Raw genomic sequence first — 22489 nt, 5'->3', positions numbered from 1 at the left:
CCCTCGCCACAATGGCCGCCAGCACACCACAAAACGCCCCGCCATTTTCGGATGCCGGGGCGTTTTGCTGTCTACGATTCAACTTGCCCCACCCCGGGCCGACAAACTGGCAATATCAAGCCTTTCGAACGCGGAGATAACGGACATGTCCCTACGCACCCTGCTCACCACCCTGCTGCTCGGCTGCAGTTTTTCGGTGCTGGCAGCCACAGAAATCGTCCCCCTCAAATACCACACCAGCGCTGACATGTTGCCAGTGGCGCAGGATTTCATCGGCCAGGACGGTCAGGTCAGCGCTTACGGCAATCAGCTGATCGTCAAAGCCGAGCCGGGCAAGATACAGGAACTGAAAGATCTGCTGGCGCAACTCGATACCGCACCGAAGCGCTTACTGATCACCGTCGACACCAACGAAAACAATGGCCGTGGCGACGAAGGTTATGCGGTCAACGGCGCCCAGCCGAACCAGACCCGGATCATCAGCCGCAGCACCACCAGCCGCAATGGCGGCGTTCAGCAAGTGCAGACCAGTGAAGGCACTCCGGCGCTGATTCAGGTTGGCCAGAGCGTGCCGATCACCAACACCCAGAGCGACTCCTACGGCGGTTACAGCAGCGAGACCCAATACCGCAACGTCACCCAGGGTTTCTACGTCACCGCCAGCGTCACCGGCGAGACCGTTCATCTGGCGATCAGTACCAACCGTGACCGCATGAGCCAGGAACGTCCCGATGTAGTGAACGTGCAAAGCACCGACACAACCGTCACCGGACGCCTCGGCGAATGGATCACCCTGGCGGGCGTCAACAGCCAGACTCAGGCCGACAAACAGGGGCTGACCCGCAGCTACTCGACTCAAGGCCGGGATGACATGACCTTGCGGGTGAAAGTCGACACACTGGACTAAAGCACCGAAAACTGACTGATTAGTCGTATTAGACGAAAGATGTAGTGCCTTAAAAAAAGCACTACAAAACGTTTGACGAGGCCAAAAAGCGAAGGCATGATGGCCTCGCTCCCGCTAATCAGAGGCCCTGGCAAGGGCCTTCGAAGCGCCGCTCGCACCTACCCCGCGAGCCGTTTCGTGTCTGTACCGCCCACAAGGTGTGTTTGACGAGGTTGCCGACTGGAACGAAGTTGTCCCGAGGGACGGAAGCGTATTTAGGTAACCCGGCTTCACGCTGCAGACCGTATAAAGGCCCACGACGCCGGAATGCGCCCGCACCGCGCCACTACCTGCTCACTTCCCCTCGAGCCCATCGTTCATCCCGTCGCCTACCCCGCCGAATCCGACTTGACCACCTAAGCTTCTGGTCAGCGAGCGCAGGAATTTTCCACCGCAGAACAACTTTTCATAAAAGACGCGACGAGGTTTATCTCCATGGCACTGACACGCGAACAGCAAATTGCAGCCCTCGAAAAAGACTGGGCCGAGAACCCGCGCTGGAAAGGCGTGACTCGCACTTACTCCGCTGCTGACGTGGTCCGCCTGCGTGGCTCGGTTCAGCCTGAGCACACCTTCGCGAAGATGGGCGCCGAGAAGCTGTGGAACCTGGTTACCCAGGGTGCCAAGCCGTCCTTCCGTCCAGAGAAAGATTTCGTCAACTGCATGGGCGCCCTGACCGGCGGCCAGGCTGTTCAGCAGGTCAAGGCCGGTATCCAGGCGATCTACCTGTCCGGCTGGCAGGTGGCTGCGGACAACAACTCCGCCGAATCGATGTACCCGGATCAGTCGCTGTACCCGGTTGACTCGGTGCCAACCGTGGTCAAGCGCATCAACAACTCGTTCCGTCGTGCTGACCAGATCCAGTGGAAAGCCGGCAAGAACCCGGGCGATGACGGCTACATCGACTACTTCGCACCAATCGTGGCCGACGCTGAAGCCGGTTTCGGCGGTGTACTCAACGCCTACGAGCTGATGAAAAGCATGATCGAAGCAGGCGCCGCCGGCGTTCACTTCGAAGACCAACTGGCTTCGGTGAAGAAGTGCGGCCACATGGGCGGCAAGGTTCTGGTGCCAACCCAGGAAGCCGTGCAGAAGCTGACCGCTGCCCGTCTGGCCGCTGACGTTGCCGGCACGCCGACCATCATTCTGGCCCGCACCGACGCCAACGCGGCTGACCTGTTGACTTCCGACTGCGACCCGTACGATCAGCCATTCGTGACCGGCGAGCGTACTCAGGAAGGTTTCTACAAGGTACGTGCCGGCCTGGATCAAGCGATCGCCCGTGGCCTGGCTTACGCACCGTACGCCGACCTGATCTGGTGCGAAACCGCCAAGCCGGATCTGGAAGAAGCCCGTCGCTTCGCTGAAGCGATCAAAAAGGAATACCCGGACCAGCTGCTGTCGTACAACTGCTCGCCTTCCTTCAACTGGAAGAAGAACCTGGACGACGCGACCATCGCCAAGTTCCAGCGCGAACTGTCCGCCATGGGCTACAAGCACCAGTTCATCACCCTGGCCGGCATTCACAACATGTGGCACAGCATGTTTAACCTGGCGCACGACTACGCCCGCAACGACATGACCGCCTACGTGAAGCTGCAAGAGCAGGAATTCGCTGACGCTGCCAAGGGTTACACCTTCGTTGCGCACCAGCAGGAAGTGGGCACTGGCTACTTCGACGACATGACCACCGTGATCCAGGGCGGCTCGTCCTCGGTGACCGCGCTGACCGGTTCGACCGAAGAAGAACAGTTCCACTGATTCGGCCTCACCTGAGCAAACGGCCTTTGCGGATCGAATAAAAAGCTAACCGCAAAGCCGCATGACTGACGCCCCGACTGGATCGGGGCGTTTTTTTGCCTGTTGGAATCTCAAAGACACTACAAATCCCCTGTGGGAGCGAGCCTGCTCGCGAAGGCGATAAGTCAGCTTGCACATCTGGAGGCTGATCCACCGCTTTCGCGAGCAGGCTCGCTCCCACAGGGCTACCGTCAGCCGAGAGATGGAACATTGATCTGAAGCGCTACAAGCGTCAGAAATTTCCGCTAAAACGGTAGGCTTCGCTACTTGCAGTAACGCGCAAGTAAGACAACTTCCCAGCCACTCACTCGTTAAACAGTTACAAAACCACTCCAAACGATATCAATTATCATTTAGCGGCAACTATGTTCGTTACAAAGCCTACAAAACATAATTGACGGAAACCCGGCTAATGCCCGCAACGCATGGGCCGCAGCGCCTTCAGGAGGCGCTATGTCCTTAATCCGGTAAATAATTTCGCCTTTGGAATTTTACTTGCCGGGTGTTTAGCCATAAAATCAGCCCGATTGATTGCTGCGACATATCGTCACTGCCTTATTTCTTTATCAAGCTCAGAGACCTTTGCTCTCTGTTAAGGATTACCAGCATGCCCGAAGCGACAGGACTCATGGCCCACAACTGGGGCTTTGCCATTTTCCTTCTGGGTGTCGTCGGCCTGTGTGCCTTCATGCTTGGCGTCTCCAGCCTCCTCGGGTCAAAAGCCTGGGGTCGCAGCAAAAACGAACCGTTCGAGTCGGGCATGCTACCTACCGGTGGCGCCCGCTTGCGGCTCTCAGCCAAATTCTATCTGGTCGCGATGCTCTTCGTGATCTTCGATATCGAAGCCCTCTTTCTCTTTGCATGGTCTGTGTCCGTCCGCGAAAGCGGCTGGACCGGATTCGTCGAAGCTCTCGTTTTCATAGCAATTCTGTTGGCAGGTCTTGTCTACCTGTTCCGAGTGGGCGCCCTTGACTGGGCTCCGGAAGCTCGTCGCAAGCGGCAGGCGAAGCTGAAACAATGAGGCTTTGGCAATGCAATACAATCTCACCAGGATCGACCCCGATGCTCCTAACGAGCAGTATCCGATTGGCCAGCGGGAAACCGTTGCCGATCCGTTAGAAGATCAAGTCCACAAAAACATTTTCATGGGCAAGCTGGAAGACGTGCTGAGTGGCGCGGTCAACTGGGGACGTAAGAACTCCCTGTGGCCGTACAACTTCGGCCTGTCGTGCTGCTACGTGGAAATGACCACCGCCTTCACGGCGCCCCACGACATCGCGCGCTTTGGCGCCGAAGTCATCCGGGCCTCGCCGCGTCAGGCCGACTTCATGGTTATCGCCGGTACCTGCTTCATCAAGATGGCGCCGATCATTCAGCGTCTCTACGAGCAAATGCTCGAACCGAAATGGGTTATCTCCATGGGTTCGTGCGCCAACTCCGGCGGCATGTACGACATCTACTCCGTGGTTCAAGGGGTGGACAAGTTCTTGCCCGTGGACGTCTACGTACCTGGCTGCCCGCCCCGTCCGGAAGCATTTCTGCAAGGCTTGATGCTGTTGCAGGAATCGATTGGACAGGAGCGTCGTCCGCTTTCCTGGGTCGTTGGTGATCAAGGCGTGTATCGCGCCGACATGCCATCGCAGAAGGAACAGCGCCGCGAACAGCGAATCGCAGTCACCAATCTGCGCAGCCCTGACGAAGTCTGATCCAGTTCTGTTCCAAGTAACGAGAAGCTGGCTTCATTCTTTACGTTGACCGAAAGCGAAAAAATAACCATGACTACAGGCAGTGCTCTGTACATCCCGCCTTACAAGGCAGACGACCAGGATGTGGTCGTCGAACTGAACAACCGTTTTGGCGCCGAAGCGTTCACCGCGCAGGCAACCCGCACCGGCATGCCGGTGCTGTGGGTGGCCCGTGCCAGACTGGTTGAAGTCCTGACTTTCCTGCGCAACCTGCCCAAGCCGTACGTCATGCTCTATGACCTGCACGGCGTGGACGAGCGTCTGCGCACCAAGCGTCAAGGGCTGCCGACCGGCGCCGATTTCACCGTGTTCTATCACCTCATGTCGCTGGAGCGTAATAGTGACGTGATGATCAAGGTGGCCTTGTCCGAAGGCGACCTCAGCATGCCTTCCGTCACCAGCATCTGGCCCAACGCCAACTGGTACGAGCGCGAAGTCTGGGACATGTTCGGCATCGACTTCAAAGGCCACCCGCACCTGTCGCGCATCATGATGCCGCCGACCTGGGAAGGTCACCCGCTGCGCAAGGACTTCCCGGCGCGCGCCACCGAATTCGATCCGTTCAGCCTCAACCTCGCCAAGCAGCAGCTTGAGGAAGAAGCCGCGCGTTTCCGTCCGGAAGACTGGGGCATGAAGCGTTCCGGAGCCAACGAGGACTACATGTTCCTCAACCTCGGCCCGAACCACCCTTCGGCGCACGGTGCGTTCCGCATCATCCTGCAGCTGGACGGTGAAGAGATCGTCGACTGCGTCCCGGACATCGGATACCACCACCGTGGCGCCGAGAAGATGGGCGAGCGTCAGTCCTGGCACAGCTACATTCCGTACACCGACCGTATCGACTACCTCGGCGGCGTGATGAACAACCTGCCGTACGTGCTCTCGGTCGAGAAGCTCGCCGGCATCAAAGTGCCGCAGAAGGTCGATGTCATCCGCATCATGATGGCCGAATTCTTCCGGATCACCAGCCACCTGCTGTTCCTCGGTACCTACATCCAGGACGTCGGCGCCATGACCCCGGTGTTCTTCACTTTCACCGACCGCCAGAAGGCGTACACGGTGATCGAGGCGATCACCGGTTTCCGTCTGCACCCGGCCTGGTACCGCATCGGTGGCGTCGCCCACGACCTGCCGCGCGGCTGGGAAAAACTGGTCAAGGACTTCGTCGAGTGGATGCCCAAGCGTCTGGACGAATACACCAAAGCCGCCCTGCAGAACAGCATCCTCAAGGGTCGTACCGTCGGCGTCGCTGCCTACAACACCAAAGAGGCCCTGGAATGGGGCGTCACCGGTGCCGGCCTGCGGTCGACCGGTTGCGATTTCGACCTGCGCAAAGCGCGCCCGTACTCGGGCTACGAGAACTTCGAATTCGAAGTGCCACTGGCCGTCAACGGCGATGCCTACGACCGCTGCATGGTCCGCGTCGAAGAGATGCGCCAGAGCATCAAGATCATCGATCAATGCATGCGCAACATGCCGGAAGGCCCGTACAAGGCGGATCACCCGCTGACCACGCCGCCGCCGAAAGAACGCACGCTGCAGCACATCGAAACCCTGATCACGCACTTCCTGCAGGTTTCGTGGGGCCCGGTCATGCCGGCCAACGAATCCTTCCAGATGATCGAAGCGACCAAGGGCATCAACAGTTATTACCTGACGAGCGACGGCGGCACCATGAGCTACCGTACCCGGATCCGTACTCCGAGCTTCCCGCACCTGCAGCAGATCCCTTCGGTGATCAAAGGCAGCATGGTCGCGGACTTGATTGCGTACCTGGGTAGTATCGACTTCGTTATGGCCGACGTGGACCGCTAAGCATGAACAGCACGCTTATCCAGACAGACCGTTTCACCTTGAGTGAAACCGAGCGCTCGGCCATCGAGCACGAGCTGCATCACTACGAAGACCCGCGCGCGGCGTCGATCGAAGCCCTGAAGATCGTCCAGAAAGAACGCGGCTGGGTGCCGGATGGCGCCCTCTACGCGATCGGCGAGATCCTCGGCATCCCGGCCAGCGACGTTGAAGGCGTGGCGACGTTCTACAGCCAGATCTTCCGTCAGCCGGTCGGCCGCCACATCATTCGCGTCTGCGACAGCATGGTCTGCTACATCGGCGGCCACGAGTCGGTGGTCAGCGAAATCCAGACCAATCTGGGCATCGGCCTGGGTCAGACCACCGCCGACGGTCGTTTCACCCTGCTGCCTGTTTGCTGCCTCGGCAACTGCGACAAGGCACCGGCGCTGATGATCGACGACGACACCTTTGGCGACGTGCAGCCTGCTAGCGTGGCCAAACTGCTCGAGGGCTACGTATGACCCTGACATCTTTTGGTCCAGCCAACCGCATCCAGCGCTCGGCCGAGACTCACCCGCTGACCTGGCGTCTGCGCGATGACGGCGAAGCCGTGTGGCTCGACGAGTACCAGTCCAAGAACGGTTACGCCGCTGCGCGCAAAGCCTTCGCCGAGATGGATCAGGACGCCATCGTCCAGACCGTCAAAGACGCTGGCCTCAAGGGTCGCGGCGGTGCCGGCTTCCCCACTGGCGTGAAGTGGGGCCTGATGCCCAAGGACGAATCCATCAACATCCGCTACCTGCTGTGCAACGCGGATGAAATGGAGCCGAACACCTGGAAAGACCGCATGCTGATGGAGCAACTGCCCCATCTGCTGATCGAAGGCATGCTGATCAGTGCCCGCGCGCTGAAAACCTACCGTGGCTACATCTTCCTGCGCGGCGAATACACCACCGCCGCCAAGCACCTCAACCGCGCCGTGGAAGAAGCCAAGGCGGCCGGCCTGCTGGGCAAGAACATTCTCGGTTCGGGTTTCGATTTCGAGCTGTTCGTCCACACCGGCGCCGGGCGTTACATCTGCGGTGAAGAAACCGCACTGATCAACTCCCTCGAAGGCCGCCGCGCCAACCCGCGCTCCAAGCCGCCCTTCCCTGCCGCCGTCGGCGTGTGGGGCAAGCCGACCTGTGTGAACAACGTCGAAACCCTGTGCAACGTGCCGGCGATCATTGCCGACGGCGTTGACTGGTACAAATCGTTGGCCCGCGAAGGTTCCGAAGACATGGGCACCAAGCTCATGGGCTTCTCCGGCAAGGTCAAGAACCCGGGCCTGTGGGAACTGCCATTCGGCGTCACCGGTCGTGAACTGTTCGAAGATTACGCCGGCGGCATGCGCGACGGCTTCAAGCTCAAGGCCTGGCAGCCAGGCGGCGCCGGTACCGGTTTCCTCCTGCCCGAGCACCTCGACGCACAAATGTATGCCGGCGGTATCGCCAAGGTCGGCACCCGGATGGGTACCGGTCTGGCGATGGCGGTGGATGACAGCGTCAACATGGTCTCGCTGCTGCGCAACATGGAGCAGTTCTTCGCTCGCGAATCCTGCGGTTTCTGCACCCCGTGCCGCGATGGTCTGCCATGGAGCGTCAAGCTCCTGATGGCCATCGAACAGGGCAAGGGCCAGCCGGGCGACATCGAGACCCTGCTGGGCCTGGTCGGTTTCCTCGGCCCGGGCAAGACCTTCTGTGCTCACGCACCGGGTGCCGTGGAGCCGCTGGGCAGCGCGATCAAATACTTCCGTCCAGAGTTCGAAGCCGGTATCGCGCCTGTCAGCGCCGCCGTCCCGCCTCTGGCAAGGCCGATCGTAGTCGGCGCTTAAACGCTTAAAAAGGCGAAGGGTCCGTGCCCTTCGCCTTTCGTCCGATGACGCCCTCCGGGGCTGTTTGGATTCGGACGCATAACAAGATTCCATTAGCCACGCCCGCTGACACCGGGCCAACGAAGACCTTTGAACCATGGCCACTATCCACGTAGACGGCAAAGCGCTCGAAGTCGACGGGGCAGACAACCTGTTACAGGCATGTCTGTCGCTGGGCCTCGACATTCCATATTTCTGCTGGCATCCCGCGCTCGGTAGCGTCGGGGCCTGCCGCCAGTGCGCGGTCAAGCAGTACACCGACGAGAACGACACCCGTGGTCGCATCGTCATGTCCTGCATGACCCCTGCCACCGACAACACCTGGATCTCCATCGACGATGAAGAATCCAAGGCGTTCCGCGCCAGCGTTGTCGAATGGCTGATGACCAACCACCCGCACGACTGCCCGGTGTGCGAGGAAGGCGGTCACTGCCACCTGCAAGACATGACAGTGATGACCGGCCACAACGAGCGCCGTTATCGCTTCAGCAAACGCACCCACCAGAACCAGCAACTCGGCCCGTTCATTTCCCACGAAATGAACCGCTGCATCGCTTGCTACCGCTGCGTGCGTTTCTACAAGGACTACGCCGGCGGTACCGACCTCGGTGTATTCGGCGCCCACGACAACGTGTACTTCGGTCGCGTTGAAGACGGCACCCTCGAAAGCGAGTTCTCCGGCAACCTCACCGAGGTCTGCCCGACCGGCGTGTTCACCGACAAGACTCACTCTGAGCGCTACAACCGCAAGTGGGACATGCAGTTCGCCCCGAGCATCTGCCATGGCTGCTCGAGCGGTTGCAACATTTCCCCGGGCGAGCGTTACGGTGAACTGCGTCGCATCGAAAACCGTTTCAACGGTTCGGTGAACCAGTATTTCCTCTGCGACCGTGGCCGTTTCGGTTATGGCTACGTGAACCGCACTGACCGTCCACGTCAGCCGCTGCTGGCCGATGGCACCAAGCTCAGCCTAGACGCTGCGCTGGACAAAGCCGCCGACCTGCTGCGCGGACGCAACATCGTCGGCATCGGTTCGCCACGCGCCAGCCTCGAGAGCAACTACGCGTTGCGCGAACTGGTAGGCGCCGAGCACTTCTATTCGGGTATCGAAGCCTCCGAGCTGGAGCGCATTCGTCTGGTCCTTCAGGTGCTGAACGACAGCCCGCTGCCAGTGCCGAACATGCGCGATATCGAAGACCACGACGCGATTTTCGTCCTCGGTGAAGACCTGACCCAGACCGCTGCGCGCATGGCGCTGGCTCTGCGTCAGTCGGTCAAGGGCAAGGCTGAAGACATGGCCGAAGCCATGCGCGTCCAGCCTTGGCTCGACGCGGCGGTGAAGAACATCGGCCAGCACGCGCTGAACCCGCTGTTCATCGCCAGCCTCGCCGAAACCAAACTCGACGACGTTGCCGAAGAATGCGTACACGCCGCTCCCGACGATCTGGCGCGCATCGGTTTCGCCGTGGCTCACGCGCTGGATGCCAGCGCGCCGGCCGTTGAAGGTCTGGACACCGAAGCCCTGGAACTGGCGCAGCGCATCGCCGATGCCCTGCTCGCCGCCAAGCGCCCGCTGATCATCGCCGGTACTTCGCTGGGCTCCAAAGCCTTGATCGAAGCTGCCGCGAACATCGCCAAAGCCCTGAAGCTGCGCGAGAAGAACGGTTCGATCAGCCTGATCGTGCCGGAGGCCAACAGCCTCGGTCTGGCCATGCTCGGTGGCGAGTCGGTCGACGCCGCGCTGCAAGCGGTCATCGATGGCAAGGCCGACGCGATCGTCGTGCTGGAAAACGATCTGTACACCCGCACCGCCAAAGCCAAGGTCGATGCCGCACTGAACGCTGCAAAAGTGGTGATCGTTGCCGACCATCAGAAAACCGCCACCACCGGTCGCGCGCACCTGGTTCTGCCAGCGGCGAGCTTCGCCGAGGGCGACGGTACGCTGGTCAGCCAGGAAGGCCGCGCCCAGCGCTTCTTCCAGGTTTTCGATCCGCAATACATGGACGCGAGCATTCTGGTGCACGAAGGCTGGCGCTGGCTGCACGCCCTGCGCGCGACCCTGCTGAACCAGCCGATCGACTGGACGCAACTCGACCACGTCACCGCTGCCGTTGCCTCGAGCACCGCGCAACTGGCGCGCATCGTTGATGCTGCACCGTCGGCTGCTTTCCGCATCAAGGGTCTGAAACTGGCCCGTGAGCCGCTGCGTTACTCCGGTCGCACCGCAATGCGCGCCGACATCAGCGTTCACGAACCACGCACTCCGCAAGACCAGGACACCGCGTTCGCCTTCTCCATGGAAGGTTACTCGGGCTCCGCCGAACCGCGTCAGCAGGTGCCATTCGCCTGGTCGCCGGGCTGGAACTCGCCACAAGCGTGGAACAAGTTCCAGGACGAAGTCGGTGGTCATCTGCGCGCTGGCGATCCGGGCACGCGCCTGATCGAAAGCACTGGCGACTCGCTGAACTGGTTCGCTGCTGCTCCGCGCGCATTCAATCCGGCGCCGGGCACTTGGCAGGCCGTGCCGTTCTACCACCTGTTCGGCAGCGAAGAAAATTCTTCGAAAGCCGCGCCGGTGCAAGAGCGCATTCCGGCTCCGTACGTGGCTCTGGCGAAATCCGAAGCGGATCGCCTCGGCGTCAACGACGGTGCCCTGCTGAGCCTGAACGTGGCCGGCCAGACATTGCGTCTGCCGCTGCGCATCAATGAAGAACTGGGCGCCGGTCTGGTGGCATTGCCTGCGGGCATCGCCGGCATTCCACCGGCATTCGCCGGCGTATCCGTCGACGGTCTGCAGGAGGCAGCGCAATGACCTGGTTCACCCCTGAAGTGATCGATGTGATCCTGACGGTCATCAAAGCCATCGTGATCCTGCTGGCCGTGGTGGTCGCGGGCGCCTTGCTCAGCTTTGTCGAACGTCGCCTGCTGGGCTGGTGGCAGGACCGTTACGGTCCGAACCGCGTTGGCCCGTTCGGCATGTTCCAGATCGCCGCCGACATGCTGAAGATGTTCTTCAAGGAAGACTGGACCCCGCCGTTTGCCGACAAGGTGATCTTCACCTTGGCACCGGTGGTGGCCATGTCCGCCCTGCTGATCGCCTTCGCGATCATCCCGATCACCCCGACCTGGGGCGTGGCGGATCTGAACATCGGCCTGCTGTTCTTCTTCGCCATGGCCGGTCTGTCGGTGTATGCGGTGCTGTTCGCCGGCTGGTCGAGCAACAACAAGTTCGCCCTGCTCGGCAGCTTGCGTGCCTCGGCGCAGACCGTGTCCTACGAAGTGTTCATGGGCCTGGCCCTGATGGGCATCGTGGTGCAGGTCGGCTCGTTCAACATGCGCGACATCGTCGAATACCAGGCGCAGAACCTGTGGTTCATCATTCCGCAGTTCTTCGGCTTCTGTACCTTCTTCATCGCTGGCGTCGCCGTGACTCACCGTCACCCGTTCGACCAGCCGGAAGCGGAACAGGAACTGGCCGACGGTTACCACATTGAATACGCCGGTATGAAATGGGGCATGTTCTTCGTCGGTGAATACATCGGCATCATCCTGATCTCGGCGCTGCTGGTCACCCTGTTCTTCGGTGGCTGGCACGGTCCGTTCGGCATCCTGCCGCAACTGTCCTTCGTCTGGTTCGCACTGAAGACCGCGTTCTTCATCATGCTGTTCATCCTGCTGCGCGCTTCCATCCCGCGTCCGCGTTATGACCAGGTGATGGATTTCAGCTGGAAATTCTGCCTGCCACTGACCCTGATCAATTTGCTGGTGACCGCTGCGGTTGTGTTGTTGAACACGCCTGCGGTTGCGGTTCAGTGAGGATTTGACCCATGTTCAAATATATTGGCGACATCGTTAAGGGTACCGGTACCCAGTTGCGCAGCCTGGTCATGGTCTTCGGCCATGGCTTTCGCAAACGCGACACCCTGCAATACCCCGAAGAGCAGGTCTATCTGCCGCCGCGCTACCGTGGCCGCATCGTCCTGACCCGCGACCCCGATGGCGAAGAACGCTGCGTAGCCTGCAACCTGTGCGCCGTGGCCTGCCCGGTGGGTTGCATCTCGCTGCAGAAAGCTGAAACCGAAGACGGTCGCTGGTACCCGGACTTCTTCCGGATCAACTTCTCGCGCTGCATTTTCTGCGGTCTCTGCGAGGAAGCCTGCCCGACCACCGCGATCCAGCTGACCCCGGATTTCGAGATGGCCGAGTTCAAACGTCAGGACCTGGTGTACGAGAAAGAAGATCTGCTGATCTCCGGCCCCGGCAAAAACCCTGATTACAACTTCTATCGTGTTGCAGGTATGGCAATCGCTGGCAAGCCGAAAGGCGCTGCGCAGAACGAAGCCGAACCGATCAACGTGAAGAGCTTGCTGCCTTAAGGAAGAACGATGGAATTCGCTTTCTATTTCGCATCGGGTATTGCTGTGGTGTCCACGCTGCGTGTGGTCACCAACACCAACCCCGTGCACGCCCTGCTCTACCTGATCATCTCGTTGATTGCCGTGGCCATGACCTTCTTCGCCCTCGGCGCGCCGTTCGCCGGCGTGCTGGAAGTGATCGCCTACGCCGGTGCCATCATGGTGCTGTTCGTGTTCGTGGTGATGATGCTCAACCTCGGTCCCGCCTCGGTGCAGCAGGAACGCACCTGGCTCAAGCCCGGCATCTGGGCAGGACCGGTGATTCTTGCCGCGCTGCTGCTGGCCGAACTGCTGTATGTGCTGTTCGCTCACCAGAGCGGCCAGGCCATCGGCCACACCACCGTAGACGCGAAAGCCGTGGGCATCAGCCTGTTCGGCCCGTACCTGCTGGTGGTCGAACTCGCCTCGATGCTGCTGCTCGCCGCAGCCGTCACGGCGTTCCATTTGGGCCGTAACGAGGCGAAGGAGTAAGACATGCCTGCTATCCCTCTCGAACATGGTTTAGCCGTTGCCGGCATCCTGTTCTGCCTTGGTCTGGTCGGCCTGATGGTCCGCCGCAACATCTTGTTCGTGTTGATGAGTCTGGAAGTGATGATGAACGCCTCTGCCCTGGCCTTCATCGTTGCGGGCGCCCGCTGGGCGCAGCCGGATGGACAGATCATGTTCATCCTGGTGATCAGCCTTGCCGCAGCCGAGGCCAGTATTGGCCTGGCGATCCTGCTGCAACTGTATCGCCGCTTCCACACGCTCGATATCGACGCTGCCAGTGAGATGCGCGGATGAACCTACTCTTTCTGACTTTCGTATTCCCTCTGATCGGGTTCCTGTTGCTGTCGTTCTCGCGCGGCCGCTTCTCGGAAAACCTCTCGGCGCTGATCGGTGTCGGTTCGATCGGCCTGTCGGCCATCGTCACCGCTTACGTGATCTGGCAATTCAACGTCGCGCCGCCGGAAGGTGGCGTGTACACCCAGGTGCTGTGGCGCTGGATGTCGGTGGAAGGTTTCCAGCCGAACTTCGCGCTGTACCTGGATGGCCTGTCGGTGACCATGCTCGGCGTGGTCGTCGGCGTCGGCTTCCTGATCCACCTGTTCGCGTCCTGGTACATGCGTGGCGAAGACGGTTACTCGCGCTTCTTCTCGTACACCAACCTGTTCATCGCCAGCATGCTGTTCCTGATCCTCGGCGATAACCTGCTGTTCATCTACTTCGGCTGGGAAGGCGTGGGCCTGTGCTCGTACCTGTTGATCGGTTTCTACTACAGCAACCGCAACAACGGTAACGCGGCACTCAAGGCGTTCATCGTCACCCGCATCGGCGACGTGTTCATGGCCATCGGCCTGTTCATCCTGTTCCAGCAACTGGGCACGCTGAACGTCCAGGAACTGCTGGTACGTGCGCCGGAGCACTTCAAGGTCGGTGACTTCTGGATCGTTCTGGCAACCCTGATGCTGCTCGGCGGTGCTGTCGGTAAATCGGCGCAACTGCCGCTGCAAACCTGGCTCGCGGATGCGATGGCCGGCCCTACCCCGGTTTCGGCACTGATCCACGCCGCGACCATGGTGACCGCCGGTGTCTACCTGATTGCCCGTACCCACGGTCTGTTTGCGCTGGCGCCGGACATCCTGCACCTCGTCGGCATCGTCGGTGGCGTGACCCTGGTACTGGCCGGTTTCGCCGCGCTGGTGCAGACCGACATCAAACGTATCCTCGCCTACTCGACCATGAGCCAGATCGGCTACATGTTCCTGGCGCTGGGCGTTGGCGCCTGGGAAGGCGCGATCTTCCACCTGATGACCCACGCCTTCTTCAAGGCCCTGCTGTTCCTTGCTTCCGGTGCGGTGATCGTCGCCTGCCACCACGAGCAGAACATCTTCAAGATGGGCGGTCTGTGGAAGAAACTGCCACTGGCCTACGCCAGCTTCATCGTCGGTGGTGCCGCGCTGGCCGCTCTGCCACTGGTTACCGCAGGCTTCTACTCCAAGGACGAAATCCTCTGGGAAGCGTTCGCCAGCGGCAACCAGGGTCTGCTTTACGCAGGTCTGGTCGGTGCGTTCATGACGTCGCTGTATACCTTCCGCCTGATCTTCATCGCGTTCCACGGTGAAGCCAAGACCGAAGCCCACGCCGGCCACGGCATTGCCCACTGGCTGCCGCTGTCGGTACTGATCGTGCTGTCGACTTTCGTCGGCGCGATGATCGTGCCACCGCTGCACGGCGTACTGCCGCAAAGCGTCGGGCATGCCGGTGGCGAAGCCAAACACAGTCTGGAAATCGCCTCGGGCGCCATCGCCCTGGCCGGTATCCTGCTGGCAGCGCTGCTGTTCCTCGGCAAGCGTCGCTTCGTCACGGCGATCGCCAACAGCGGCATCGGCCGTTTCCTTTCGGCCTGGTGGTTCGCTGCCTGGGGCTTCGACTGGATCTACGACAAACTGTTCGTCAAGCCGTACCTTGCGATCAGCCATGTACTGCGCAAAGACCCGCTCGACCAGACCATCGGTCTGATCCCGCGTATGGCCAAGGGTGGTCACACTGCCCTGAGCCGCACCGAGACCGGTCAACTGCGTTGGTACGCCGCCTCGATGGCTGCTGGTGCCGTGCTGGTGATCGGCGCCATCGTGCTGGTAGCGGTCTGATATGAACCTTGCGAATTTGCGAAAGGAAACGAGCCCGTCATGATTCTGCCTTGGCTAATCCTGATCCCCTTCATCGGCGGCCTGCTGTGCTGGATGGGTGAGCGCTTCGGCGCTACCCTCCCGCGCTGGATTGCGCTGTTGACCATGACCCTGGAACTCGCGCTCGGCCTCTGGCTGTGGGCCCACGGTGACTATTCATTCGCACCGGCGCCGGGCGCCGATCCGACCTGGGCGCTTGAGTTCAAGCATGTCTGGATCCAGCGTTTCGGCATCAACGTGCACCTGGCCCTCGACGGCCTGTCGCTGTTGATGATCCTGCTGACCGGTCTGCTGGGTATCCTCTCGGTACTCTGCTCGTGGAAAGAGATTCAACGTCACGTTGGCTTCTTCCACCTGAACCTGATGTGGATCCTGGGCGGTGTGGTCGGCGTGTTCCTCGCCCTCGACCTGTTCATGTTCTTCTTCTTCTGGGAAATGATGCTGGTGCCGATGTACTTCCTCATCGCGCTCTGGGGTCACAGTTCTTCGGACGGCAAGAAAACCCGGATCTACGCAGCGACCAAGTTCTTCATCTTCACTCAGGCGTCCGGCCTGATCATGCTGGTGGCGATCCTCGGTCTGGTGCTGGTCAACTTCAACAATACCGGCGTGATCACCTTCAACTACGCCGACCTGTTGAAAACCAAGATGTCGATGACCACCGAGTACATTCTGATGCTCGGCTTCTTCATCGCCTTCGCGGTCAAGCTGCCCGTCGTACCGTTCCACTCCTGGCTGCCTGACGCTCACGCCCAGGCACCGACTGCCGGTTCCGTCGACCTCGCCGGTATCCTGCTGAAAACTGCGGCCTACGGTCTGCTGCGTTTCGCCCTGCCGCTGTTCCCGAACGCTTCGGCGGAGTTCGCGCCGATCGCCATGACCCTCGGTCTGATCGGGATCTTCTACGGCGCGTTCCTGGCGTTCGCACAAACCGACATCAAGCGTCTGATTGCCTTCTCTTCCGTTTCCCACATGGGCTTCGTGTTGATCGGCATCTACTCCGGCAGCCAACTGGCGCTGCAAGGCGCAGTGATCCAGATGCTGGCGCACGGCCTGTCGGCAGCGGCGCTGTTTATCCTCAGCGGTCAGTTGTACGAGCGTCTGCATACTCGTGACATGCGTGAGATGGGCGGTCTGTGGTCGCGTATCGCTTACCTGCCGGCGATCAGCCTGTTCTTCGCTGCGGCGTCGCTGGGCTTGCCGGGCACCGGTAACTTTGTCGGCGAGTTCCTGATCCTGATCGGTTCCTTCGCCAGCGCTCCATGGGTCACGGCGATTGCCACGTCCGGTCTGGTGTTCGGTTCGGTCTACTCGCTGATCATGATTCACCGTGCCTACTTCGGCCCGTCGAAATCCGACGCGGTGCTGCACGGCATGGATGCGCGCGAACTGATCATGGTGCTCGGTCTGGCGGTGTTGCTGATTTACCTCGGCGTCTACCCGCAACCGTTCCTCGACACCTCTGCCGCCACCATGCATGGCGTGCAGCAGTGGCTCGGCACCGCCTTCTCTCAACTCGCTTCGGCCCGGTAAGAGCGCTATGGAATTCACGATTCAACACTTTATTGCGCTTGCGCCACTGTTGATCACCAGCCTCACCATTATCGTGGTGATGCTGGCAATCGCCTGGCGCCGCAACCATTCGCAGACCTTCCTGATTTCGGTGGCGGGTCTGAACCTGGCCCTGCTGTCGATCCTGCCTGCGTTGAAAGTCGCGCCTCTGGCCGTGACCCCGTTGCTGCAGATCGACGCGTTTGCCTGCCTGTACATGGCGATGATCCTGGTCGCCACCCTCGCCTGCGTCACCCTTGCCCACGCTTATCTGGGTGATGGCGGTTCGGGCTACCCGGGCAATCGCGAAGAACTGTACCTGCTGATCCTGATGGCCGCCGCCGGTGGTCTGGTGTTGGTCAGCGCGCAGCATCTGGCCGGGTTGTTCATCGGTCTGGAACTGCTCTCGGTACCGGTCTACGGTCTGGTCGCTTACGCCTTCTTCAACAAGCGTTCGCTGGAAGCCGGCATCAAATACATGGTGCTGTCGGCCGCCGGTTCCGCGTTCCTTCTGTTCGGTATGGCGCTGCTCTACGCAGACGCCGGTTCGCTGAGTTTCGTCGGCATCGGTCAGGCCCTGGCTGCAACCGGCCTGCCAAGCCCGCTGGCGCAACTGGGCCTGGGCATGATGCTGATCGGTCTGGCGTTCAAGCTGTCGCTGGTACCGTTCCACCTGTGGACGCCCGACGTCTACGAAGGTGCTCCGGCACCAGTGGCGGCGTTCCTCGCCACCGCTTCGAAGGTCGCGGTGTTTGCGGTGATGGTGCGTCTGTTCCAGCTCTCCCCTGCTGCCAGCAGTGGTGTGCTGAGCGATGTGCTCAGCGTTATCGCGGTCGCCTCGATCCTGTTCGGTAACCTGCTGGCCCTGACCCAGAGCAACCTCAAGCGTCTGCTCGGTTACTCGTCCATCGCGCACTTCGGCTATCTGCTGATCGCACTGGTGGCGAGCAAGGGGCTGGCGGTAGAAGCCATCGGCGTCTATCTGGTGACTTATGTCATCACCAGCCTCGGCGCGTTCGGCGTGATCACCCTGATGTCCTCGCCGTACAACGGCCGCGACGCCGACGCCCTGTACGAGTACCGCGGCCTGTTCTGGCGCCGTCCGTATCTGACCGCCGTGCTCACCGTGATGATGCTGTCCCTGGCCGGCATTCCGCTGACCGCTGGCTTCATCGGCAAGTTCTACATCATCGCCAGCGGCGTCGAAACGCGTCAGTGGTGGCTGGTCGGCGCACTGGTACTGGGCAGCGCCATCGGCGTGTTCTACTACCTGCGCGTGATGGTCACCCTGTACCTGATCGAGCCAAACCTGCGTCGCCACGACGCCCAATTGCACTGGGAACAGAAGGCAGGCGGCGTAATGCTGCTGGCCATCGCCCTGGTCGCTTTCTTCCTGGGCGTGTACCCGCAGCCATTGCTGGTGCTGGTACAGCAGGCTGGTCTGGCGGGCTGATTGCTCGGCTGATCTGGCTACACATGAAAACGGCACCTTCGCAGGTGCCGTTTTTTTTGTCCGGGATTTGTTGCACAGCAAACTACCCTCGACGAGTACCGCGCCTCACTCCCCTTGTCGACGCTTGCTCAGCCACTACTTTCCATAGCGGTTACGAATGGTCAGGCTTGCAGACTCTCCGTCGTAGTAGCTGATAAATATCCAGCCATCGCGAGCAGTAACATTTTCCATGGTTGGCTTGCCAGTCACCGCGACGGTCACCGGCACTCCCCCCGCCGGCAGCCCCGTGAAAGTGGAAACCGCGCGAATGCCATATCTCCAGAACGAGGCCGAACCTCCCATTTGCTGAGGGCCGAATCTTTCAGATACCTCAGCACTGTTATGCGCCAGCGACATGGGCAACTCCAGCGAACTGAATTCCAGCGCCGGCACCTTCAACCAGACTGCGAAATCGCCGGCACTGGTACTGTCGACGCAGTTCAGCAACCAGCTCACCCCGTCCTCGCCGAGCGTTTGCGGGATGCTCGGACTCAAGGTCACGCCTAGATCGGCCGCTTGCGCACTCAACTCCAGAACCACGTCCTGGCCGAGCAAAAAACTGCTGTCCTGGGGTCGCAAAGTCAATGTATGCGTGGCCCCAAGGCAGGGGTACGCCGGGGCACCACCGAACACCTGGGGCAACCCATCCAGATCAAACCTCACGGCGTCAGCCAAATCCCCCGCTTCCACTCGCCCGGGCAGCTCCCAGTCGCGCAGTATCGAACTGGCCAGACTCAAACCATAAAAACCACTGTTCGCCTCTTCGGTAGAAATATACCAATGGATTGACGATCCTTTGTTTATAGTCAGTGGCGTGCCCAGATCAGGGTTGAAAGTCAGGCCTCGTTCCTTCGCGCCCCAGAAGTTCTGCAAAGTGACGGTAGAGCCAATCAAAACACTGTCGTCGGCAATCTTCAGCTCCAGCTTATAGGGCAGGTTTTTTCTCAACAGCACGAGTTCGCTTGCAGGGTCGACGCGCTCACCGTCCAGATAAAGCTCTGCTGCCTGCGCCCAGACATCGTCCAGTACGGCATTCACTTCATAGAGTTCGGTCAAAATCACACCGGCGTTATCCTGAGTGACGTCCGCCAGAATGTCATGCTTGCCGACTGTCTCAGGTGTATAGCGATAACTGGTCCAGCCGTTGACGTCGGTCTGCGTTGTCGCCAGCAATTCCTCCTTGCCATTGACGCGCCACTTCACCTCCACGCCAGCCGCTACCTCCCCGCTGACACCGGAGATGACCTGGATTCGCAACAGCACGCTCTGCTCGGTGCCCACCACCGGTGTACCGATGGCGGGTGTAGCGTCGCCAATGGCATACCGCGATTCGCTGACCTTGAAGGAGCGAGCCTCAGTCCAGTCGGACCAGTCGCCGTCGAATGTCTGCCGGGCCTGCACGGCGTAGTCTCCGAGGGGCCACGCTTTTTCTGCGGTCCAATTCCACCGGGTTGAACCGTCGACGATGGCAAACTCTTCCTTGGGATCAAGCGCATGACGCAGGACAATCTCACCTCCCGTTGCTCCTGTACCTCGAATCCTCGGATAGCGTGATGTTTCGGAGTTCGCCCGTGGCGCTTCGATCGATGGAGTTGACGGGGCAGCCTTGACCGTAAACCGATGCGGCGCGCTCCAATCCGAATCAGTCCCACCGCTGGCCTGTTTAGCCTCAAGGATAATGGTGCCTGGATCCAACGGTTCCACCACTGTGAATGTCAGGATCCCGTCTGCACCCGCTGTCTCTTCGTGCAACGTCGCGCCGTTCTCAAAACGAACGGTTTGCAGCGCGCCTGGCAGGCCGGCGATCTTGAGGGTGGGATACCTTGAGGTTATGCCTCCCGCCTGTGGCTGCCGGAATTGAGGGGCGTCGGGCCGGTCCTCCACCTCCACGGTGAAAGTGCACAAGTCACTGGGGTCAGAGTCCACGCCGTTTACTGTCTGGATGACGTAGACGGTGTTTTCGCCGGACGACCAATCCGCCGCCGGTGTGAAGTGGCGGTTGGCTCCGTTGCTGGCGAATTCGCCAGGCACAGCTCTATCGGGTTGGGTGAACATTTGCAGGGTGACGACGCCTGACGCGACACCGGTGATTTTCAAAGGCTGTTTCGGTGTTGCCGGGTCGGTTGGCGGCTCGATGTCAGGCGTAGCTGGCTTGATGTAGAACTCGAGGACAGCGGTTGCTTCAGACGTATCTCCATTCACACTCTGCTGCGCCTTGATATGTTTAGGACCGGGCAGCCACAGGTACTCGAAAGACCATGTCGTTGCATCGTAGGTCAGGTCGCCTTGCAGAGAGGTGCCAGCGGCACTTTGCAAGGTGATCGTCGCTCCCGCAATGCACGTTCCTTGCACCCTGACATCGGCATGATGAACGGTGTGGGGTAGAGGCTGAATGATTACGGGGGCGGGAGGCTTCTCTATTACCGAAACAGTGACCGGATCGCTTGGATCCGAGACCATCCCGTTTATCGTTTGCACGGCCCAGACGTCCGTACTGCCTGGCTTCCAGCCAGTTTTTGATACAAAGGTACGCTCCGTGCCACTACCGGCGAACTCGCCCTCTATCGGCGCACCTCCGGTGGTGGACATTTGTAGGACGGCAACGCCCGAGGAAACACCGGTAATGATCAACGGCTCTTTCGCTGCAGCCGGACTGGGTGGTGGTGTAATGGTTAGTTTGGACGGCTTCACTGCAATAGGAACCGGGGCGCTCGGGTCGGAGGCTATACCGTCAACACTCTGCACAACCGTGACCACGGTGATGCCCCCACCCCAGTTGACCGCTGGATAAAAAATGCGAGTATCGCCATTGCCGGTAAAGCTGCCAGCTACAGGGGCATTTGCGGCGGTATACATTTGCAGGCTGACCACAGCGCTCACCACACCGCTTATTTTTAGCGTTTGATTGCCCAACGCCGGTTTCGGTGGTTCGGCAATGCTTGGTCTGGAGGGTTTCACTGGCACAGAAACCGGTCCACTCGGATCAGAATGCATACCGTCTACAGTCTGCACGACCTTGACGCGGGTGATACCCGCAGCCCAGTTCGCCGTTGGGGTGAAAGTACGTTTGCTGTCACTGCCGGTAAAACTGCCGGCCACCACGCCATCGGCGGCGTTAGACATCTGCAAAGTAACGTCGCCGTTCGCAACACCGGTAATTTCCAGTGACTGGGTACTGGAAGACGGGTTGGGCGGGAGTGAGATGTAGGGTTTGAATGGCTTCACTCTAACGGAGACCGAAAGGCTTGGATCGGAAGACACACCGCCCAGGGTCTGCACAACAGATACAACGGTCGTGCCACCGCGCCATCTCTCTGTGGGCGTAAATACGCGAGTTGCGCCACTACCGGTGAAACTGCCAGCGACAAGTGCGTCTGCCTCGGTAAACATTCGCAGCGTGACGTCACCTGTCTCTACGCCGGTTATGTTTAGCGTTTGATTACCCATGGCCGGGTTCGGTGGCCAGTCAATGCTTGGTCTGGATAGCCCCACTGAAACGGAAACCAGATTGCTCGGATCCGAAGCCATGCCGTTCAGGATCTGCACAACCTTGACCCGAGTGGTACCTGCAACCCACTCCGCTGTTGGCATGAAAATGCCTGTGTTGACAACGTAAATGCCAGGCACCGGTATGTCTCTGTCGGTGTACATGTGCACCTTGGCATTAAGCAAAACGCCGCCAATGCCCAGTGACTCTCTTACTGATGCCGGCTTGGGTGGCGGATAAATGGTCGGTTTTGGCGGTTTGGCCGGATCGGGCGGTACAGGTTGCGGCACATACAAATTGTGACATTCAGCCCATTCACTCCAGACCCAGACCTGCTTGTACCTGACTTTGAAATTGAAGTACGCACCAAAGCGATCAAAAGACGTATCAGGTACCCAATGCTCCAGCTTTGCCCACTCATCTTCTGAACCATGATGGTCAGTTGCTTCTCCCCAGCATTCGATTTTCCAACTATCAGTGACTCCTCCAGGAGATAGAGCGACGATATTGAACCCGCCTGGCGAGACTGTAGAGTTGCTTAAAGGTGACAAAATCAAAGGCGCCGGCCACAGGCCATTCGGTTGCAGCTTGTTTTCGTCATCCATATCCATCGCTCCCGTTATCCCGGCGCAATTGCCGATCTTCAGATGCGATTCTTGACGTCGTGCATTCCTT

Annotated in this window: 16 protein-coding genes; 15 read left to right on the top strand and 1 reads right to left on the bottom strand. The window is 60.1% G+C overall.

The window, feature by feature from the left end:
• Window positions 1-145 precede the first annotated feature (145 nt).
• The 15 genes from ASG55_RS18165 to nuoN all read left to right on the top strand — a co-directional run bounded on the left by ASG55_RS18165 (window position 146) and on the right by nuoN (window position 18288).
• Entirely contained in the window at window positions 146-907 is a 762-nt protein-coding gene (locus ASG55_RS18165) for a secretin N-terminal domain-containing protein (protein ID WP_056788890.1), read from the top strand.
• Between the two features lie 474 nt (window positions 908-1381).
• Complete coding sequence (aceA, locus tag ASG55_RS18160) at window positions 1382-2707, top strand: isocitrate lyase (protein WP_016775277.1); 1326 nt, start codon at window positions 1382-1384, stop codon at window positions 2705-2707.
• A gap of 646 nt (window positions 2708-3353) precedes the next feature.
• Window positions 3354-3767, top strand: coding sequence for an NADH-quinone oxidoreductase subunit A (locus ASG55_RS18155; protein WP_003223812.1), 414 nt, complete (start codon window positions 3354-3356; stop codon window positions 3765-3767).
• Between the two features lie 10 nt (window positions 3768-3777).
• Complete coding sequence (locus ASG55_RS18150) at window positions 3778-4452, top strand: NuoB/complex I 20 kDa subunit family protein (RefSeq protein WP_016775278.1); 675 nt, start codon at window positions 3778-3780, stop codon at window positions 4450-4452.
• A gap of 69 nt (window positions 4453-4521) precedes the next feature.
• Window positions 4522-6306, top strand: coding sequence for an NADH-quinone oxidoreductase subunit C/D (gene nuoC / locus ASG55_RS18145; protein WP_056788887.1), 1785 nt, complete (start codon window positions 4522-4524; stop codon window positions 6304-6306).
• Between the two features lie 2 nt (window positions 6307-6308).
• Complete coding sequence (nuoE, locus tag ASG55_RS18140) at window positions 6309-6806, top strand: NADH-quinone oxidoreductase subunit NuoE (RefSeq protein WP_056788883.1); 498 nt, start codon at window positions 6309-6311, stop codon at window positions 6804-6806.
• Entirely contained in the window at window positions 6803-8158 is a 1356-nt protein-coding gene (nuoF, locus tag ASG55_RS18135) for an NADH-quinone oxidoreductase subunit NuoF (RefSeq protein WP_056788880.1), read from the top strand. Before nuoE ends, nuoF begins: the two co-directional genes overlap by 4 nt.
• Before the next feature lie 136 nt (window positions 8159-8294).
• Window positions 8295-11009, top strand: coding sequence for an NADH-quinone oxidoreductase subunit NuoG (gene nuoG, locus ASG55_RS18130; RefSeq protein WP_056788877.1), 2715 nt, complete (start codon window positions 8295-8297; stop codon window positions 11007-11009).
• Window positions 11006-12013, top strand: coding sequence for an NADH-quinone oxidoreductase subunit NuoH (nuoH, locus tag ASG55_RS18125; RefSeq protein WP_039763316.1), 1008 nt, complete (start codon window positions 11006-11008; stop codon window positions 12011-12013). The genes nuoG and nuoH overlap by 4 nt, the downstream gene beginning before the upstream one ends.
• 11 nt (window positions 12014-12024) lie before the next feature.
• Window positions 12025-12573, top strand: a complete 549-nt coding sequence (gene nuoI, locus ASG55_RS18120; protein ID WP_016775283.1) for an NADH-quinone oxidoreductase subunit NuoI — start codon at window positions 12025-12027, stop codon at window positions 12571-12573.
• A gap of 9 nt (window positions 12574-12582) precedes the next feature.
• Complete coding sequence (gene nuoJ / locus ASG55_RS18115; protein WP_007951462.1) at window positions 12583-13083, top strand: NADH-quinone oxidoreductase subunit J; 501 nt, start codon at window positions 12583-12585, stop codon at window positions 13081-13083.
• A 3-nt stretch (window positions 13084-13086) separates the two neighbouring features.
• Window positions 13087-13395 (top strand): NADH-quinone oxidoreductase subunit NuoK, encoded by a 309-nt coding sequence (gene nuoK / locus ASG55_RS18110; protein ID WP_003180046.1) that lies wholly within the window; start codon window positions 13087-13089, stop codon window positions 13393-13395.
• Window positions 13392-15245, top strand: a complete 1854-nt coding sequence (gene nuoL, locus ASG55_RS18105; RefSeq protein WP_024013419.1) for an NADH-quinone oxidoreductase subunit L — start codon at window positions 13392-13394, stop codon at window positions 15243-15245. The genes nuoK and nuoL overlap by 4 nt, the downstream gene beginning before the upstream one ends.
• 39 nt (window positions 15246-15284) lie before the next feature.
• Window positions 15285-16817, top strand: coding sequence for an NADH-quinone oxidoreductase subunit M (gene nuoM / locus ASG55_RS18100; RefSeq protein ID WP_016775285.1), 1533 nt, complete (start codon window positions 15285-15287; stop codon window positions 16815-16817).
• A 7-nt stretch (window positions 16818-16824) separates the two neighbouring features.
• Entirely contained in the window at window positions 16825-18288 is a 1464-nt protein-coding gene (nuoN, locus tag ASG55_RS18095) for an NADH-quinone oxidoreductase subunit NuoN (protein ID WP_024013420.1), read from the top strand.
• A 135-nt stretch (window positions 18289-18423) separates the two neighbouring features.
• Here the strand turns inward: nuoN and ASG55_RS18090 are convergent, their stop codons facing one another.
• A complete protein-coding gene (locus ASG55_RS18090) occupies window positions 18424-22419 on the bottom strand; it encodes a hypothetical protein (protein WP_156388203.1) in 3996 nt (1331 codons plus the stop codon).
• Window positions 22420-22489: the final 70 nt, after the last annotated feature.

The organism is Pseudomonas sp. Leaf434 (assembly GCF_001425545.1).
Lineage (GTDB): Bacteria > Pseudomonadota > Gammaproteobacteria > Pseudomonadales > Pseudomonadaceae > Aquipseudomonas > Aquipseudomonas siliginis.
The sequence above is the reverse complement of the archived record's forward strand: the minus strand, read 5'-3'. Positions and strand labels throughout refer to the sequence as shown.

Bases quoted from the DNA above. Each gene is read 5' to 3' on its own strand.
- nuoN (WP_024013420.1), top strand. From the start codon at position 16,825: ATGGAATTCACGATTCAACACTTTATTGCGCTTGCGCCACTGTTGATC.
- nuoM (WP_016775285.1), top strand. From the start codon at position 15,285: ATGATTCTGCCTTGGCTAATCCTGATCCCCTTCATCGGCGGCCTGCTG.
- aceA (WP_016775277.1), top strand. From the start codon at position 1,382: ATGGCACTGACACGCGAACAGCAAATTGCAGCCCTCGAAAAAGACTGG.
- ASG55_RS18155 (WP_003223812.1), top strand. From the start codon at position 3,354: ATGCCCGAAGCGACAGGACTCATGGCCCACAACTGGGGCTTTGCCATT.
- nuoH (WP_039763316.1), top strand. From the start codon at position 11,006: ATGACCTGGTTCACCCCTGAAGTGATCGATGTGATCCTGACGGTCATC.
- ASG55_RS18090 (WP_156388203.1), bottom strand. From the start codon at position 22,419: ATGGATGACGAAAACAAGCTGCAACCGAATGGCCTGTGGCCGGCGCCT.
- nuoL (WP_024013419.1), top strand. From the start codon at position 13,392: ATGAACCTACTCTTTCTGACTTTCGTATTCCCTCTGATCGGGTTCCTG.
- nuoK (WP_003180046.1), top strand. From the start codon at position 13,087: ATGCCTGCTATCCCTCTCGAACATGGTTTAGCCGTTGCCGGCATCCTG.
- nuoJ (WP_007951462.1), top strand. From the start codon at position 12,583: ATGGAATTCGCTTTCTATTTCGCATCGGGTATTGCTGTGGTGTCCACG.
- nuoF (WP_056788880.1), top strand. From the start codon at position 6,803: ATGACCCTGACATCTTTTGGTCCAGCCAACCGCATCCAGCGCTCGGCC.
- nuoC (WP_056788887.1), top strand. From the start codon at position 4,522: ATGACTACAGGCAGTGCTCTGTACATCCCGCCTTACAAGGCAGACGAC.
- nuoE (WP_056788883.1), top strand. From the start codon at position 6,309: ATGAACAGCACGCTTATCCAGACAGACCGTTTCACCTTGAGTGAAACC.
- ASG55_RS18165 (WP_056788890.1), top strand. From the start codon at position 146: ATGTCCCTACGCACCCTGCTCACCACCCTGCTGCTCGGCTGCAGTTTT.
- nuoG (WP_056788877.1), top strand. From the start codon at position 8,295: ATGGCCACTATCCACGTAGACGGCAAAGCGCTCGAAGTCGACGGGGCA.
- ASG55_RS18150 (WP_016775278.1), top strand. From the start codon at position 3,778: ATGCAATACAATCTCACCAGGATCGACCCCGATGCTCCTAACGAGCAG.
- nuoI (WP_016775283.1), top strand. From the start codon at position 12,025: ATGTTCAAATATATTGGCGACATCGTTAAGGGTACCGGTACCCAGTTG.